The organism is Novosphingobium sp. KA1, assembly GCF_017309955.1.
GTDB lineage: Bacteria > Pseudomonadota > Alphaproteobacteria > Sphingomonadales > Sphingomonadaceae > Novosphingobium.
Genome location: NZ_CP021247.1, coordinates 3,559,992 through 3,575,576 on the forward strand (window position 1 = coordinate 3,559,992; position 15,585 = coordinate 3,575,576).

Here is a 15,585-nt window from a genome sequence, read left to right on the forward strand (position 1 = left end):
CAGGCGGGGGCCCCGCTTCCTTTTTGCACGCTAGCGCGAGGCCAGAAGACCAAGCGGGGTCCCCGCCTGCGCGGGGACGACGAGGTTTTAGCAGATCAATCCCCCAGCTTGGCCTCCATCGCCCCGATTTCCGAACGCAGCCACATCATCTCGGACAGGTTCCTGCCGCCCGACGCCGCCAGCAGCGCCTCATGCGCCGCCTTGCGCACGGTCAGCACCGCCGCATTGTCCGGCTCCGCGCTGAGGGCAATATCGGTCAGATGCACGGCCTCCAGCGGAGCGCCCGCATCGAGCTTCGCCTGCGCCCGTTCCGCCAGCTTGACCGCGCCGCCAGCCAGTTCGACCAGATCGCCATCCACACTGGAACGCGGCACGCCGTAGAGCGCCGTCGTACCGTCCTCATAGTGCAGCCAGCCCGCGTACTCGCGCCAGATCGACTTGACCGCCCAGGCTGCCTTGCCGTGGAATTCGCCGATCTCCAGCCCCTCGGGCCAGACGAATTCGCGCATCAGCCTGTGCACGTCCTTGCCCGCCTTCATGCCTTCCAGCGTATAGTCGCGCACGTAGCTTACCGCCGCGTGCATCCTGTCGAGATCGGCACGGATGCGCTCGGCTCCGCGAATGGCCTCGCCGTGGCCGGTAACAACGATCTCGGCCCCAAGGTCGCGGATCGTCTCCAGCGACTTCAGGTAGTTGCGCACCAGACGCGGCTTGTCTCCGCGCAGGGTGTTGAGGAACGGCATCGACAGCCAGACCGGCCCGAAGACATTGCCGGTAAAGGCGATCTTCTCCTTGGGCAGCCAGACCGTCAGCGCATCGACGGTCTCGCCCTCGGGCGTGGAGATCAGTTCGAAGGTCCGCCCGCCAAGATCGATGGTCAGGCGGCGGTCGACGAGGATGTCGGGAACCACGTGCGGGGCCGGCTTGGGCGAACCGCCGCGCTTCAGCGTCGCCCCCCAGAGCTTCCCGCTCCTTGGCCCGAAAAAGGGCTGGAGGTCCATCATGTCCGAAAGCGCTTCATTGAAGCCCGGCCCGCCGACGACCTGCGTGCCCTGCTCCAGGAATTCCGGCACGCCGCCGAAGTGGTCCGCATGGCTCTGCGTCAGGATGATAAAGGCCAGCGGCCCGGTGCGATGCGGGGTCAGCAAGCGCTTGGTGCGCTCTGCATTGTCCATGAAGCCGGTGTTGATCATGACGTCGCCCTCGGACGTCGTCACGAGGTAGGCGTTCGAGATATCGTTCGCCTGAAACACGAAATCGGTGACCGCGATAGCCTCGGCCTGCTCGTCACCCGAGCGGACCAGGCCCGCCAGCTTCGGACCGGCATCCTTCATATCGGCCATCTCAAGCCTCCTCGATCCCGATCATGACTTTGGCGGACTGCGGCGTGGCGGCAATTTCCAGGCCCTTCATGATTTCGCTGAACGGCAGCTTGTGGCTGATCATCGGCGCGATCTTGTCCTTCAGGCGGGGCATGGCGGCGACAACTTCAGGCATTTCGGTGGGATAGCCAACCGCCGTGGTGATCGTCATCTCGCTGGTCAGCATGCGGCCGACCGGGAACTCGATGGGCCGCATGTAGGCGGCGGTGATGACCAGCCTGGCATGCAGCTTGGCCATGATGATCACATCGGTCAGGATGTTGGGCGCGCCCGCCGCGTCGATGAAGGCATCGGTGCCCACGCCCACGCGGCCGTAGCTGGGCACTTCGCCGTGCAGTTTCGCCAGTTCCGCCCGCAGATCGACCTTCGTGGGATCGAGCGCAGCCTGCACGCCCAGCGCCCGCGCGCGCTCCAGGCGCTCTTCGGAAAGGTCCAGCGCGACGACATCGGTCACGCCGCGATCGACCAGCCAGAGCAACATGCCAAGCCCGATCGGCCCGCAGCCGAACACGACGACCTTGTCACCCGGCTTCACATCGGCGCGGTTGACGCCGTGCATGGCCACGGCCAGCGGCTCGCACATCGCGGCCACGTCGTAGGAAATGCCCTCGGGGATCGGCAGGATGGAATCGCCGAGGCGCGCCTCGCGCACCAGCAGTTCCTGCGTGAACGCGCCTTCCGGGCCGCCCGAACCGATGTTGCTGGGCGTCATCATCGGGTTGACGATGACGGCATCACCCACCGCGATCCCGGCGACTTCGGCGCCGACTTCCATCACCTCGCCCGCGCCTTCATGGCCCAGCGCGGTCTCCACGCCCGGCGGAATGCCGCCCATCTTGATGTAGGACAGGTCCGATCCGCAGATGCCAACCGACTTCATCCTGACGACCACGTCCTTCGGCCCGGCCGCCGGACGTTCGTAGGCATCGAGGCGAACGTCGCCTTGCCCATGAATCTTGAGCAATTCCATCACGTCTCTCCCCAAGCCCCGCTTACGGGCGAACCATGTAGCCGCCGTCGATCGTGACCGTCTCGCCGGTCATGAACGAACTTGCGTCCGAGCAAAGATAGGCGCCGATGCCCTCGAAGTCGGCCGGATAGCCGGTGCGCTTCATCGGGATCGTCGGCGCGAAATGCGCGGCCACGGCATCAGCGCGGGCGCCCTCGCCCATCATCGGCGTGATGACGAGGCCCGGCGCCACGACGTTGGCGCGAATGCCCAGCGGAGCCAGCTCGATGGCCAGACAGCGGATCGCCGCCGCCACCGCCGCCTTCGATGCGGCATATTCCATCTTGCCCGGCAGACCCTGGAACAGCGAGAGCGAACCACAGGCGACAAGGCTGCCGCCGCTTTGGTCTCCCGCCTCCACGCGCTCCTTCATCAACCGCGCGCCTTCACGCAGCGTGAAGAACGCACCGTCCAGCGCAGTCTTCTGGAATTCGTACCAATGCTCGGTCGGCATCTCGAAGGCCGAGTTGTAGCGCGGGCTTGCACCGGAGTTGGCAAACACGCAGTCCACCCGGCCGAAATCGGCCATCACCTGCTCGTAACCGGCCTTGATGTTCGCCTCTTCCGAAACGTCGACCTGATAGGCGATCACCCTGCACGCGCCGGCCGCTTCCAGTTCGGCCTTGGCCTTCGCGCTCTTTTCCGCGTTGCGCGCCCAGATCGCCAGATCGCCGCCCATCTTGGCCACGCCCATGGCAAAGCCGAAGCCGATACCGCCGTTGCCGCCGGTCACCACCGTCACCTTGCCCGTGCAGTCAAAAAGGCCCTTGGCCATCATTCTCTCCTCGATCCCTCCACCGACTTTCCTGCCGGCACTTTCGTTGGCGCGATGTTTCCCGTGGGCGGCTTGTCCCGCAAGTGTGGCAATCGTAGAGTTCGGGCCCTATCCAAGCATCAGGGACACGAATTCGGGCCAGCGACCCGACACGCCCCGGAGAGCCTGCCATGCCCGAAACGCAACTTGCCCATTCGCCGACGATGATTGTCGATGCGGAACTTTCCGCAGCCGGAATCACCGCGCAGATCGTGCGGTTCGACATTCCCGAACCGACCGACACGCGCCATGCCCTCGGCTCGGGCTATCATGTCAACATGTGCCTGACCCCGCGCCCGCTGGACTCGCGCGGCGGCTATCGCGAGCGCTGGGGCCCGCACCGGTTCGAACGTCTGGGCGACATCTTTGCGATCCCCCCCGGAGAGGCGCTCTACATTCGCGGCGGCAGCGGCCGGCAAGCCTCCCTGGTCTGCACCATCGACGCCGCGTTGGTGCACGACCTGCTCGGCCGAGAACTGCCGTGGGACGATGCGCACCTCGCCGCAGCGCTCGACATCGGCAGCGCGCATGTGCGGGCGCTGCTGTTCCGCATCACCGCCGAAGTGCGCCACCCCGGCCTTGCCGCGCAGCGCATGCTGGAACTGCTGGGCGGCGAACTGGCCATCGAGCTCGGGCGCTACGGCCTCGAAGTTGCCGAAAGACCGATGACCGGCGGCCTTTCCGGCTGGCGGCTGCGCCTGATCGAGGAACGGCTGGCCAGCGACCTCACTTCCCCGTCGCTCAAGGATCTGGCCGACATGTGCGGGCTCTCCGTGCGTCAGTTGACCCGCGGCTTTCGCGTCAGCCGCGCCTGCTCGATCGGCGACTATATCGAACAGCGCCGGATGGAAGCCGCCAAACGCCTGTTGATGGAAGGCGAAAGCGTGAAGACGGTCGCCTTCGCCATGGGCTTTGCCTCCCCCTCCAGCTTCACGTTCGCGTTTCGCCGCGCAGTGGGCGCCAGCCCCAGCACGTTCCGCCAGCGGCAGGCGCGCGCCTTGTCCTCGATGGCCTCCGCCGCAGCATGAGGGGCGGCGGGTCTTGGCCCATATTCGACATTACGTCCTGATCCGTCATGTCAGCCGCATTGCCAAGGCGGCTCTCCCGCTGGCTATCTCATGGCGATGAGGTCGCCGCAGCGGCCCGCGCCGAGACACGGGAAAGAGGATCACGAAATGACCGAACACCTCACGATGGACAAACTCGTCGGTGATGCACTCGTCGAACAGGCGATGAACGAGACCGGCATCCACACCTTCGACAACGACACATGGCGCGAAGGCTTCGACGTTCTTGTGGGCGATTTCAACGCCGGCATCGCGCGCGGTCAATATACCGAGGGCGGTATAGCCCGCGCGAAGGCGGACATCGTGCACTATCTGCGCGGCCGCCTGAAGATCTCCGACTACCTGCGCCAGAACCCTGAATTGCTCAGTCGCCCGGTCGAAAAGCCGGTCTTCGTGATGGGCGTGCCGCGCACCGGCACCACGCTGCTCTCGAACCTGCTCGCCGCCGACCCGGCGCGCCGCTCGCCGCTGACCTGGGAAATCGACGATCCGGTCCCGCCGGTCGCCTCGAAGGAACTGCTCACCACCGATCCGCGCGCGCAGGCCCGTCTGGCGCAGGAAAAGGCGATGCTCGAGGCCAATCCGGCGATGGGCAAGTACTATCGCGGCTCGGCCGTCTATCCGAACGAGTGCGTGTTCTTCATGGCGCACGACTTCAAGACACTGATGATCGATTCCAAGGGCAAGCTGCCGGGCTACAAGGAATTCATCTTCTCCTGCGACATGACCAGCGCCTACGAATACCACAAGAAGTTCCTGCAAGTACTCCAGCAGAACGCCGGCGGCGTGTGGAACGTGAAGAAGCCCAGCCATGCGCTATGGCTGGAGACGATTTTCAAGGTCTATCCCGACGCCCGCGTGCTCTGGGCGCACCGCGATCCCTTCACCGCCACAGGGTCGCTCTGCTCGATCATCTCGCTCAGCCACATGGCACACATGGGCAAGCCGGATACCGCGTGGCTCAAGGAAAACTACACCTGGCAGGCCGCCGAGCACGCCAACCGGATCATGGATTTCCGTGACAGGCATGGCGAGGACAAGATTATCGACGTCCACTACGCCGATATGACGGCCGATCCGATCGGCACCATGAAAAAGGTCTACCGGCAACTGGGCGACGAATGGACCGCCGAGGCAGAGGCCGGGATCCAGCAGTGGGTGGACGACAACCCGCAGGACAAGTTCGGCAAGCACGAATACAAGCTGGCCCAGTACGGCATCGACAAGGCCGAACTCGAACCGCTCTTCGAACGCTATCTTTCGCGCTACGACGTCGCCCGCGAGGGCTGAGACGGCGAACTCCTTCCAGACCCGTCGCCCTCGCCGGGGCGACGGGTCCAGGGGCTTGCGCAAGACTGCAGGAGAGACCGATGCTTGAAGGCCGCCATTACCAGAACGCCTACGTCTGCGACAATCTTGAAGCCGGAATCGACCTGTTCCGCAGGCGCGGGCTCGTCCGTGAACCGGTAATCATCCCGGTGGACCAGCAAGTGCTCACGCCGCAGGGCCTGAAACGCCAGAAGGGGCGGATCTGCTTCATCTGGATCGGCGAACTCCAGATCGAACTGATCGAAAACGAGATCGACGAAGTGGGCATCTACGCGGGTTGCCAGTCGAACGGTGGACCGCTGCGCTTCCACCATATCTGCTTTGGGGTGGACGACTGGCCGGACTTTCGCAAACGGGTCGACAGCCAGGAGTTTCCCATCGCCATGGAGCGCGAGCCTGACGACAATCCGGACGCGCTGAAGTTCCTCTACCTCGATGCCCGCAAGGTCTTCGGGCACTACATCGAATACACCTGGATGCCCGAAGCCATGTGGCAGCAGATCAAGGCCATGTAAGGTCCCGGTTCAAACCGCTTCCAATGCCACTTCGCCGTAAAGCGTGGTACGCTGCTTCAATGTGCGCCCCACGCTTTCCGCCGCCGTGCGCAGTTCCGCGATCGTCACCCCCTGCCCGTGTGCTGCCCCTGCGGCGCGGCTGATGCTTTCATCCATCAGCACACCGCCAAGGTCGTTGGCGCCCGCTGCCAGCACGGCGGCGGCCCCGTCCATGCCCAGTTTCACCCAGGAGCACTGGATCGAGTTGATCGCCCCATTCAGCGCCAGACGCGCCACCGCGTGCATCATTACCGCCTCGCGCCAGGTCGGCCCCTTGCGGCACTGTCCACGCCGGTAGAAGGGCGCTTCCATGTGCACGAGCGGCAGCGGCACGAATTCGGTGATGCCGCCGGTTTCGAGCTGGAGATTGCGCAGCGCCAGCAGGTGCCGCGCCCAGTGCCCGATGCCTTCGAGGTGACCGAACATCACCGTGGACGTCGTCGGCAGGCCGACAGCATGCGCGGTGCCGACCACATCCAGCCATTCCTGCGTGGTCAGCTTGCCCGGGCAGATCTGCTCGCGAATGTCGTCGCAAAGGATCTCGGCCGCCGTACCGGGCAGCGAGCCCAGCCCCGCATCCTTCAGCATCGCCAGATAGTCCCGCACCGGCATGCCCAGCGTACGCGCGCCCTGGCTTACTTCCAGCGGAGAGAAGGCGTGGACATGAAGGTCCGGGCACGCCGCTTTCACTTCGCGCAAGATCGAAAGGTAGGTTTCGCCGGTATAGCTCGGGTGGATGCCGCCTTGCAGGCAGACTTCGGTCGCCCCGCGCTCCACCGCTTCGCGCGCGCGGCCCGCGACTTCCGACAAGTCGAGATTGTAGGGCTTGTCACGGAAGCCCGCCTTGCTGCTGGTCTTCGAGAAAGCGCAGAACGAGCAAGTGTGCGTGCAGATGTTGGTGTAGTTGATGTTGCGATTGACGACGTACGTCACTGCATCGCCGCTGACTTCGGCGCGCAGGGCGTCGGCCGCGGCGATCACCGCCTGCGCCGCAGCGCCGCGCGTGGCAAAAAGATCGACGATCTCGTCCTCGCTGAGCGTCACGCCGCTCGCCGCACGATCAAGAATACGATGGAGCGAGGCTGCGACCGGGCCGGCATGGAACTGCCCCAGCGGAGCGCGAACACTGCCTGGTGCATGCTGATCGGCCAGACCGGGGCTCCAGACGCTGTCGCGCGCCAGCCCCTCGGCATCGGCATGGCGTAGCACGGCTGGCCGGATCGCCGAATCGAGCCATGAACGGTCCTCGCTCATCACGAAGCGCGGATAGACCGTCAGGCGCTCGACCAGCGGCAGGCCCTTGGTCGCGCAGATCGCACGCAGCCGCTCCACTTCGGGCCAGGGCGCTTCCGGGTTTACATGATCGAGCGTTACCGGAGAGATGCCGCCCCAATCGTCGATCCCCGCGTCGATCAGTTCGACAAGCCGCTCATCATTCAGATTGGGCGGCGCCTGTATCGATACTTCGTCCGGCAGCAGGATGCGCGCGGCGGCGACCACGCGCAGGAAATCCGCCTCGCTCGCTTCCGGCGCGCGGGCCATCTTCGTGCCTGGCTTGGGGCAGAAGTTCTGGACGATCACTTCCTGCAAATGGCCATGCTCGCGGTGCAGATCGCGCAAGGCGATCAGCGCGTCGATGCGTTCTTCCGCCGTCTCGCCAATGCCGATCAGCACGCCGCTGGTCATCGGCACCTGTGCGCGACCGGCCGCCGCCAGCGAGGCGAGCCGCAGCGCCGGCACCTTGTCAGGCGAGCCATGGTGGCACATGCCCTTTTCCAGCAGCCGCTCCGACGTGCTTTCCAGCATCAGCCCCACCGAAGCCGCGACCGGGCGCAGCATCCGGTAGTCCACTTCCTCCAGCACACCGGCGTTGACGTGCGGCAGCAGGCCGGTTTCCTTCAGCACCAGTTCGGCGCAGTGGCGCACATAGTCCACGGTGCGCGCGAAGCCCCGCTCCGCCAGCCAGTCGCGCGCGGCGGCATAACGGCGCTCCGGGGCATCGCCCAGCGTGAACAGCGCCTCCCGGCACCCCGCCGCGGCCCCGGCGCGGGCTATGTCCAGCACTTCCTCAGGCGTGAGGTAGGGTGCCTCGAGCCGCGACGGCGTCGTCGCGAACGTGCAGTAGTGGCAGACGTCCATGCAAAGGCGTGTCAGCGGGATGAAGACCTTGGGCGAATAAGTCATCCGCGCCGGACCGTTTGCCTCGCGCCGCGCCCTTGCCCGCGCGGTGACGTCCTCCAACTGAGCCGCCAGCAGCCATGCCTTCAGCGTGTGGCTATCATCCTGCATCTGCTCACCCTTCAGATGCCTGCGAGGGCAAGCACCTCCTTCGCGAGCCTTTCCCTGTCGGCGGCTTCGCGCATCATTGTCGTCGTCACGGTGACCGTGAGGCCCCGTGCCTGCAAACCAGAGACATCGGCCTCATCGGCATGATCGATCAAGAGGTGGTCGAGAAGATCGCTGTAGTGATGAGCGATAGCCGCATTGCTCACCGCCTGCCCGCGCTCGGCCAGCATCTTGGCCAGCGGGCCTTTCACCGAGGTTCCGCCGACAATCGGCGAGACTGCGATCAGCGGCACCCGCCGCGCCGCCAGCGCAGCGCGCACGCCGTCGACGGCAAGGATCGGATCGACACTGAGGAACGGGTTGGACGGGCAGACGACGATGGCGGCAAGGTCTTCCCGTGCCAGTGCGTCAGCAAATCCGGACGAGGGTTTAGCCCCCGCCGCGCCCTCGAAACGTACATCAGAAACCACCGGAACGCATTGATCCCCCACGAACCAGCGCTGAAAATCTGTCCAGCCTGCCTCCGTAAGCACCTGCGTGCGCACCGGATCGTCGCTCATCGGCACAACCGTATGGGCGATCCCGAGTTCGTGCGTCAGCCGCGCCGTCACTTCAGAAAGCGTCTCACCTGCACGCAGCCGCCATGACCGCGCAATGTGCATCGCCATGTCGCGGTCGCCAAGGTTGAACCACCCCTCCTCGCCCAGCGCGCGGAGCATGGCCATGGTCTGCCACGTCTCGTCCTTCACGCCCCAACCGCGCTGGGCATCGTTGAGACCGGCGAGCGCATAAGTCACAGAATCCATGTCAGGACATATAGTTAGACCGAGATGCTCGAAATCGTCTCCAGTATTGATGACGATCGTGAGATCTGCCGGCGCCATGACTGCAGCGAGCCCCGCAGCCAGCTTCGCCCCGCCGACGCCGCCCGAAAGCGCGAGTACGTGCCCCGCTTGCTGTTTTTGGCCGTTCATCGGAACATATCCTGCTCGATAGGCCGAAGCCCGCTTACCGCGCCGGGGCCGTCTTCCTCCGTCACCCAGCGCTCGCAGCCGCGCACCAGCGCGACCGGAGTGCCTTCCGCGCCTTCACCCATCGCCAGCGCTGCCATGGCGGCAACCGAGTCCGCAATGCCGATCACCGTGGCCTGAAGCGTGCGGCCGTAAAGATCCTGCCCGCGACCACGGCGGTCTTCCAGCACGGTCAGCCCCGCGCAGCCGATGGCATGGCCCAACGTGCCGATCCGCCAGGCCCGCCCCATCGAATCCGCGACCACCACGCCGATCCGAACTTTACACGCTTTCTGAAGTTCGCCCCGCAGCGCCCGCGCCGAGGCATCGGGTTCGAGCGGCCAGAGCAGCACACGGCCAGCCTCTCCGCCTTCCACGTTCGATGCGTCGATCCCGGCATTGGCCAGCACGTGCCCGGTGCGATGCGCCGCGATCACGGCCGCCGGAGTGCAGCGCAGGACCTGGGAACTCTCCTCTAGTATCGCCTGCATCATCCCAGGATCGCGGCCGGTTGTACGGGTAAGTTCATGTGCTTCCTCAGAAGGCATGAACGCCGCAAGATCGCGCGTGCGGCCCTCCACCTTGGAGACGATCTTCTGCGCAACCACCAAGATATCGCCATCGCGTAACCGGTCACCTTCGCCTGCGAGGCTCGCGCATATCGCTTGCGCAATCGACATTCCGGCAGCGAACATAGGTAGCCCCGTCAGCGGTCGCACGGTCAGTTCTGGATTTCGCTTCATCGGCCCTCCCGAACCACCGTGTCTAAAGCTGCCGCACCGGGAACGACAATGACAACGACCAAGAATTCGCAGGGGAGATGATCTGATGGCAGCGATCGCGGTGATCGGCGGGACCGGCGCGCTGGGCAAGGGCATTGCCCGAAGGCTCGTCAAGGCGGGGCATCAGGTGACGATCGGATCCCGCACGGCGGACAAAGCCCGTGCGGCGGCCGAGGAACTCGGGGCGGCGGGCTATGCCGAGAATGGCGAGGCCGCGCAGGGCAAGGACGTGGTGATCGTCACCGTGCCCCATGCTTCGCAAGGCGAGACCCTGCGCCAGATCGCGAACGTGATCGGCTCGGCCGTGGTCGTCGACACCACCGTGCCGCTGGTGCCGCCCAAAGTCATGCGCGTGCAGCTTCCTGCAGAGGGCAGCGCCGCGATGCAGGCTCGTGAGCATCTGGGGCCGGACACCCGCCTCGTCACCGCGTTCCACAACGTCTCTGCCCACCACCTCGACAGCGATCACGCCATTGACTGCGACGTGCTGGTCTTCTCGGACGATGTGGAGGCGCGCCAGACCGTTGTGGACTTGTGCCCGGGCATGGGCCTGCGCGGGCTTTCCGGCGGCGGCCTGGCCAATTCGGCGGCGGCGGAGGCGCTGACCTCGATCCTCATCTACATGAACAAGACCTACAAGGCCGACGGGGCCGGAATACGCTTCACCAACCTCACCGCAGCGCCCCAAGTGCCGTGAGCTGCTGGGCGCTCATCCCGGTCAAGGCGCCAGGCATGGGAAAGACCCGGCTGGCCTCCGCGCTCGATCCTGACGAGCGCGAGGCACTGGTTTCAGGCATGTTGCGCCATGTGCTTGATACCCTGCGCGGCTGCCGGGCAATCCAGCGCGTCTGCGTATTGGGTCCGGCGCGGCCCAATCTGGGTAGCGGGGTACTGCGTTTCGACGATCCGGGCCCCGACCTCAACGGAGCGCTGGAAAGCACGGTATCGGCCATCACCGCAGCGGGACCGGAACGTATCCTGGTGCTGCCGGCAGACCTGCCGTGCATCACCGCCGCTGACATCGAACGGCTCGTAGATCTGCCCCACGATGCTCTGGGAATCGCCCCGGACCGTCATCGCACCGGCACCAACGCGCTGTCCCTGCCATTGCCGGCAGGCATCTGGTTTCCCTTCTCCTTTGGTCAGGACAGCTTCTCAACCCATTGCGAACAAGCGATAAATCGCGGCCTTACCGTGGAGACGATCCTCTCCTGCGGACTGGAGAAAGATATAGACGACCCTCTCGATCTCGTTGATGCTGTTCGCGTTTTAAGGCGCGTCTACAACCCGGCGATCGACGGTTGGCCACGCCCGGGAGGCCGAAAACGGCCCGGTTGAAGGGAGAACGGGTGTGGATGCCTCGGTCATCGACCTGTCGGGGAAAGTCGTGTTCGTCACCGGTGGCGGCGGCGGGATCGGGCGAGCGATCGCGCTCTGCATGGCCGATATGGGTGCAGACATCGCGATCCTTGAGGCGATCCCCGAACGCTGCGATCAGGTAGCCGAACTGATCGAGGCGCGCGGGCGCAAGGCGCTGTGCATCGCCGGAAATGCCATGGACGCCGATTTCGTGCAGGATGCCGTTACCGAGGCGGCGCGCCATTTCGGGCGGCTTGACGTGCTGGCGAACAACGTCGGCGGCGTGTCCCGGCGGCCCTTCGCGGACCTCACCGAGAAGAACTGGCGCCGCCATATCGATCTCAACCTCGTCTCCAACCTTGCCGCCACGCAGGCCGCGCTGCCGATCATGATCGAAAGCGGGCGTGGAGGTTCAATCATCAACGTCACCAGCATCGAGGCGTCGCGCGCGGCGCCGGGCTACGCGGTCTATGCCGCGTGCAAGGCCGGGATCAACAACCTCACCCGTACGCTGGCGGTTGAGCTTGCCCACCACGGCATCCGCGTGAACGCCATCGCGCCCGACTATACGGTAACGCCGGGCACCCGCGGCCAGTTCACCGGGCCGGTCGATCCGCTGCTCTGGCATCGCCCCTCGCCTGCGCAGGAAGAGGCGATCCGCCGCCGCATCCCGCTCGGCCGTGCAGGCGTCGACGAGGAATGTGGCCGCGTCGCCGTGTTCCTCGCCTCCGAAATGGCCACATACGTCACCGGCACGATCATCCCGGTCGACGGCGGCACCTGGGCATCCGGCGGATGGGTGCGCAACAGCGATGAAAACTGGGTGCTGCCGCCCGAACCCACCGATTGAACGAGAGACCGCACGCCATGACCTTCACGCTCAGCACCAGCCTGCCTTTCGACCGGATCGACAGGCCGGAGGAATTCGGCACCATGGAGGCCGTGCACGAGATTGCCCGCACGGTCGAGAAGGCAGGCTTCCACGCCGGCACCGTCACCGATCACCCTGCTCCCTCGGCACGCTGGCTGGATGCGGGCGGACACTACGCGCAGGATCCGTTCGTGATGCTGTCGATGCTGGGCGCGGTGACCACCAGGCTACGGCTGCAGACCAACATTCTGGTACTGCCGTACCGCAATCCCTTCGTGGTGGCGCGCGGGGTCTCGTCGCTGGACCACTTCACCAATGGCCGCGTGGTTCTGGGCCTTGGCGCCGGGTACATGAAGGCGGAATACAAAGCGCTGGGCGTCGATTTCGACAGCCGCAACGACCTCATGGACGAGTACATCACGGCGATGAAGCTGGCCTGGACGGGCGAGGACTTCACATTCGAGGGCAGCGGATACACCGCGCTGGGCAATCGCATGCTGCCGACGCCGGTGCAGAAGCCGCACCCCCCGCTTCTGGTCGGCGGCAATTCGCGGCGCGCGCTGCGCCGGGCAGCGGAGATGGGCGATGCCTGGCACCCGTTCTTTGTGCCCAAGTCGGTGACCGACACCGCCCGCACCGCCAATCTGGAGGGTGACGAAGACATCAGCGAGGCCATCGCCTACATGCACGCCCATGCCGAGAAGATCGGGCGTGCGGAGCCGCCGAAGGTCATCGCCTCGTCCACCTATTCGATCAAAGAGGGCTGGAGCGCGCCGGAAGCGCTGGACCACTTCGCGCACCTCAAGTCGCTTGGCATCCATGGCGCCGGCGCAACGGTGCATGCCGATACGCGCGCGGAATATTGCGATCTGGCACTGAAATTCGGGGAGGATGTGATCGCGAAGATTGATTTTTGATGGGTCAGATCGCGGTCGACCACGATCTTAAACAATACCATCTCGTCGCCCCCGCGAAGGCGGGGGCCCCGCTTCCCTTTTTGCCACGTCGCAAAGAACAAGCGGGATCCTCGCCTTCGCGGGGATGACGGGGTTTAGTTGAACCGATCCATTCTGCCGGTTCGGCCTACTGGTTCGGGGCTGTGCCAAACGCCCGCGCAGACCTCAGGCCATCGCCCCGGTCATCGCCTCGTGGAAAGCCTTGACCGCTGCGGCCTCATCGCCGTTCCACACCGCACCCGACACCGCAAGGAAATCGGCTCCGGCCTTCACCAGCGGCGCGCAGTTTCCGGGCGTGATACCGCCGATGGCAACGCAGGGAATTTCGAAGATCGACTGCCACCATTCCAGCAGGTCGAGCCCCGCCATGTGCTTCACGTCCTTGGTGGTCGTGGGGAAATAGGCACCGAAAGCCACGTAGTCCGCGCCCTCTTCGCCCGCGTCCATCGCAAGATGGCGGCTGTTGTTGCAGGTCACGCCGATCTGCGCGTCACGGCCGAGCGCCTTGCGCGCTTCCTCGACCGAGCCGTCCTCCTGACCCAGATGCACGCCGTCCGCACCGAGGCGCTTGGCGAGGCTGGTGGAATCGTTGACGATGAAGGCCACGTCGCGATCGCCGCAAATCTTCTGCAGCGGCTCGGCAAGGCGCGCCGCCTCGTGCTGGTCCACGTCCTTGACGCGAAACTGGAACGCCGCCACCGGCGCGGCATCGAGCGCGCGGGCCAGGCGTTCGGGGAAAGCGCCGGTCACATCGAGCGGCGAAATCAGGTAAAGCTGCGTCGGTTCGCGTTCAATCTCTTCCATAAGCGCGCACCTAGCCGTTCGCGAGGCTCAGGAAAAGACTTCGTCTTCAAACAAGGCATCCTCGGCCTCACGATTGCAGCCCGTCAGCGCGGCATGGGTAAACACCAGGATCGCGAGGCGCATCGTCGCATGAAGCGCCTCGGTTGCGGTCTCGAGGTTCCAGTCGGCCGCGCTCACCGCCAGATAGATCGCCTCGAACGCCGCTGCGCCGACCGCGCCGACCAGCATGCCCAGCAGCATTCTCGAAGGACGCCAGACAAGGCAGCCCGCAAAGACGAGCGCTGCCAGGATGCCGATCACGGTTGCAGGCGGCACGCCTCCTGCCAGCCCCGCATCAAAGCCGATCCATGCCGCTTCCGCGACCAGCAAGGCGAGCGCGCGCCGCAACATCGGATCGAGCCGGGGCCGTAGCCGCGCGATCACGCTTGTCGCCAGCAGGGCACAGAAAACGGGCGGCAATACCACCTGCCGGACGGACATGGGCAGCAGCGACGGAAGGATGTAACTCGCCGCCAGATAGGCGATCCACAGCTTGAGCCAACCATCGACGCCCCGCCAGGACTTGAGAATTTTCATCGTCATACCACTTGCCGCGCCCATCCCTACCCGCCCCGGTGCGGCAGGCAAAGCCCGTTTCGTTCGGGAGAGGTTCAGGCGCTGCCGATAGGTTTCGCCGGCACGCCCCCGGAACCCGGGGCTGCTTCAAGCTATAAGGGAGGAACATGAAACGACGCGCCCCGCCGCCCGCCCTTTCCTCCGCACTCGCACAGACCCTGGCGCTCACCGCGCTGGCCCTGGCGATGAGCGGTTGCCGGATCATCCCCGAAGGCGCCGGAATGCCTCCGTCCGCGCCAATGCAGGTACCACCTTCGTCTTATCGCCCGGCGCCTCCCGATGTGCCCCCGCCGCCTGCCCCCGCGCAGCCACCGGCGTCCATGCCCGAGCAGGCCACTCCGCCGCTCGCACAGCCCGCCGGCGAATTGCCCGCCTCGCATCCCTACAACGGCCCGCCCCTCGCCTATACCCGCATCGGCGAGACGGTTTCCGTCGATGGCCCAAGGGTCACCCCGCTCTCGCTGATCGAGGATAGCCGCTGTCCGCAAGGTGTGCAGTGCATCCAGGCCGGGCGCCTGAGGCTTCGCGTACGCATCGATCTCGGCTCGGGTTCGCACAAGATCGACATGACGCTCGGACAGCCTGTGCAAGTCGCCGATGGCAGCCTGACCTTGCTGGCCGCAAGTCCGACGCCGGTTGCAGGCTCCAAGCCGGCCCCGCTCGCCTACCAGTTCGGTTTCCGCTTCATGGGCGGCCTCTGAAACGAGAAAGGGCGGCGCCTTGCGGCACCGCCCTGTCCTTTCGCGT

16 protein-coding genes are annotated in these 15,585 nt (G+C 65.5%); 8 read left to right on the forward strand and 8 right to left on the reverse strand.

Annotated features, from left to right (window positions below; translation table 11 throughout):
• Positions 1-95: 95 nt before the first annotated feature.
• From CA833_RS17120 to CA833_RS17130, 3 genes are read right to left on the reverse strand one after another with little or no spacing between them, the layout of a single operon-like run.
• On the reverse strand, positions 96-1,343 hold the full coding sequence (locus CA833_RS17120; protein ID WP_207078731.1) for an MBL fold metallo-hydrolase: 1,248 nt from the start codon (positions 1,341-1,343) through the stop codon (positions 96-98).
• 1 nt (position 1,344) lies between these two features.
• On the reverse strand, positions 1,345-2,352 hold the full coding sequence (locus tag CA833_RS17125) for a zinc-binding dehydrogenase (RefSeq protein ID WP_207078732.1): 1,008 nt from the start codon (positions 2,350-2,352) through the stop codon (positions 1,345-1,347).
• A 22-nt stretch (positions 2,353-2,374) separates the two neighbouring features.
• Positions 2,375-3,169, reverse strand: coding sequence for an SDR family NAD(P)-dependent oxidoreductase (locus CA833_RS17130; RefSeq protein ID WP_242526170.1), 795 nt, complete (start codon positions 3,167-3,169; stop codon positions 2,375-2,377).
• Positions 3,170-3,336: 167 nt separating this feature from the next.
• On the opposite strand from CA833_RS17130, the gene CA833_RS17135 reads away from it, so the two are divergent.
• From CA833_RS17135 to CA833_RS17145, 3 genes are all read left to right on the forward strand, one after another.
• Complete coding sequence (locus CA833_RS17135) at positions 3,337-4,233, forward strand: helix-turn-helix transcriptional regulator (protein ID WP_142633111.1); 897 nt, start codon at positions 3,337-3,339, stop codon at positions 4,231-4,233.
• Positions 4,234-4,380: 147 nt separating this feature from the next.
• Positions 4,381-5,562 carry a sulfotransferase gene (locus CA833_RS17140; RefSeq protein WP_185928717.1) on the forward strand — a complete coding sequence of 394 codons (1,182 nt, stop codon included), beginning with the start codon at positions 4,381-4,383 and terminating at the stop codon, positions 5,560-5,562.
• 80 nt (positions 5,563-5,642) lie between these two features.
• Positions 5,643-6,116 carry a VOC family protein gene (locus CA833_RS17145; protein WP_207078733.1) on the forward strand — a complete coding sequence of 158 codons (474 nt, stop codon included), beginning with the start codon at positions 5,643-5,645 and terminating at the stop codon, positions 6,114-6,116.
• 9 nt (positions 6,117-6,125) lie between these two features.
• Here the strand turns inward: CA833_RS17145 and cofH are convergent, their stop codons facing one another.
• The 3 genes from cofH to cofE are packed head-to-tail and all read right to left on the reverse strand — an operon-like array spanning position 6,126 to position 10,194.
• Entirely contained in the window at positions 6,126-8,444 is a 2,319-nt protein-coding gene (gene cofH, locus CA833_RS17150; RefSeq protein ID WP_207078734.1) for a 5-amino-6-(D-ribitylamino)uracil--L-tyrosine 4-hydroxyphenyl transferase CofH, read from the reverse strand.
• Between the two features lie 11 nt (positions 8,445-8,455).
• Entirely contained in the window at positions 8,456-9,415 is a 960-nt protein-coding gene (gene cofD / locus CA833_RS17155; RefSeq protein WP_207078735.1) for a 2-phospho-L-lactate transferase, read from the reverse strand.
• On the reverse strand, positions 9,412-10,194 hold the full coding sequence (gene cofE / locus CA833_RS17160; RefSeq protein ID WP_207078736.1) for a coenzyme F420-0:L-glutamate ligase: 783 nt from the start codon (positions 10,192-10,194) through the stop codon (positions 9,412-9,414). Before cofE ends, cofD begins: the two co-directional genes overlap by 4 nt.
• Before the next feature lie 85 nt (positions 10,195-10,279).
• Between cofE and npdG the strand changes: the two genes are divergently transcribed.
• From npdG to CA833_RS17180, 4 genes are read left to right on the forward strand one after another with little or no spacing between them, the layout of a single operon-like run.
• Entirely contained in the window at positions 10,280-10,930 is a 651-nt protein-coding gene (gene npdG, locus CA833_RS17165) for an NADPH-dependent F420 reductase (protein ID WP_207078737.1), read from the forward strand.
• Positions 10,927-11,571, forward strand: a complete 645-nt coding sequence (gene cofC, locus CA833_RS17170; RefSeq protein ID WP_207078738.1) for a 2-phospho-L-lactate guanylyltransferase — start codon at positions 10,927-10,929, stop codon at positions 11,569-11,571. Before npdG ends, cofC begins: the two co-directional genes overlap by 4 nt.
• Positions 11,572-11,584: 13 nt before the next feature.
• On the forward strand, positions 11,585-12,442 hold the full coding sequence (locus CA833_RS17175; RefSeq protein ID WP_142633097.1) for an SDR family NAD(P)-dependent oxidoreductase: 858 nt from the start codon (positions 11,585-11,587) through the stop codon (positions 12,440-12,442).
• Between the two features lie 17 nt (positions 12,443-12,459).
• A complete protein-coding gene (locus CA833_RS17180; protein WP_207078739.1) occupies positions 12,460-13,380 on the forward strand; it encodes a TIGR03619 family F420-dependent LLM class oxidoreductase in 921 nt (306 codons plus the stop codon).
• 204 nt (positions 13,381-13,584) lie between these two features.
• On the opposite strand, the gene thiE is transcribed toward CA833_RS17180, so the two are convergent.
• Both thiE and CA833_RS17190 read right to left on the reverse strand, forming a co-directional pair.
• Positions 13,585-14,223 (reverse strand): thiamine phosphate synthase, encoded by a 639-nt coding sequence (thiE, locus tag CA833_RS17185; RefSeq protein WP_207078740.1) that lies wholly within the window; start codon positions 14,221-14,223, stop codon positions 13,585-13,587.
• A gap of 27 nt (positions 14,224-14,250) precedes the next feature.
• A complete protein-coding gene (locus CA833_RS17190) occupies positions 14,251-14,850 on the reverse strand; it encodes a hypothetical protein (RefSeq protein ID WP_207078741.1) in 600 nt (199 codons plus the stop codon).
• A gap of 95 nt (positions 14,851-14,945) precedes the next feature.
• On the opposite strand from CA833_RS17190, the gene CA833_RS17195 reads away from it, so the two are divergent.
• Positions 14,946-15,539, forward strand: coding sequence for a hypothetical protein (locus CA833_RS17195; RefSeq protein WP_242526403.1), 594 nt, complete (start codon positions 14,946-14,948; stop codon positions 15,537-15,539).
• Positions 15,540-15,585: the final 46 nt, after the last annotated feature.

Excerpts from the sequence above, each read along its gene's own strand:
- CA833_RS17120 (WP_207078731.1), bottom strand. The coding sequence starts at position 1,343 with ATGGCCGATATGAAGGATGCCGGTCCGAAGCTGGCGGGCCTGGTCCGC.
- CA833_RS17135 (WP_142633111.1), top strand. The coding sequence starts at position 3,337 with ATGCCCGAAACGCAACTTGCCCATTCGCCGACGATGATTGTCGATGCG.
- cofE (WP_207078736.1), bottom strand. The coding sequence starts at position 10,194 with ATGAAGCGAAATCCAGAACTGACCGTGCGACCGCTGACGGGGCTACCT.
- npdG (WP_207078737.1), top strand. The coding sequence starts at position 10,280 with ATGGCAGCGATCGCGGTGATCGGCGGGACCGGCGCGCTGGGCAAGGGC.
- CA833_RS17140 (WP_185928717.1), top strand. The coding sequence starts at position 4,381 with ATGACCGAACACCTCACGATGGACAAACTCGTCGGTGATGCACTCGTC.
- CA833_RS17195 (WP_242526403.1), top strand. The coding sequence starts at position 14,946 with ATGAAACGACGCGCCCCGCCGCCCGCCCTTTCCTCCGCACTCGCACAG.
- thiE (WP_207078740.1), bottom strand. The coding sequence starts at position 14,223 with ATGGAAGAGATTGAACGCGAACCGACGCAGCTTTACCTGATTTCGCCG.
- CA833_RS17125 (WP_207078732.1), bottom strand. The coding sequence starts at position 2,352 with ATGGAATTGCTCAAGATTCATGGGCAAGGCGACGTTCGCCTCGATGCC.
- cofD (WP_207078735.1), bottom strand. The coding sequence starts at position 9,415 with ATGAACGGCCAAAAACAGCAAGCGGGGCACGTACTCGCGCTTTCGGGC.
- CA833_RS17145 (WP_207078733.1), top strand. The coding sequence starts at position 5,643 with ATGCTTGAAGGCCGCCATTACCAGAACGCCTACGTCTGCGACAATCTT.
- cofH (WP_207078734.1), bottom strand. The coding sequence starts at position 8,444 with ATGCAGGATGATAGCCACACGCTGAAGGCATGGCTGCTGGCGGCTCAG.
- CA833_RS17130 (WP_242526170.1), bottom strand. The coding sequence starts at position 3,169 with ATGATGGCCAAGGGCCTTTTTGACTGCACGGGCAAGGTGACGGTGGTG.
- CA833_RS17180 (WP_207078739.1), top strand. The coding sequence starts at position 12,460 with ATGACCTTCACGCTCAGCACCAGCCTGCCTTTCGACCGGATCGACAGG.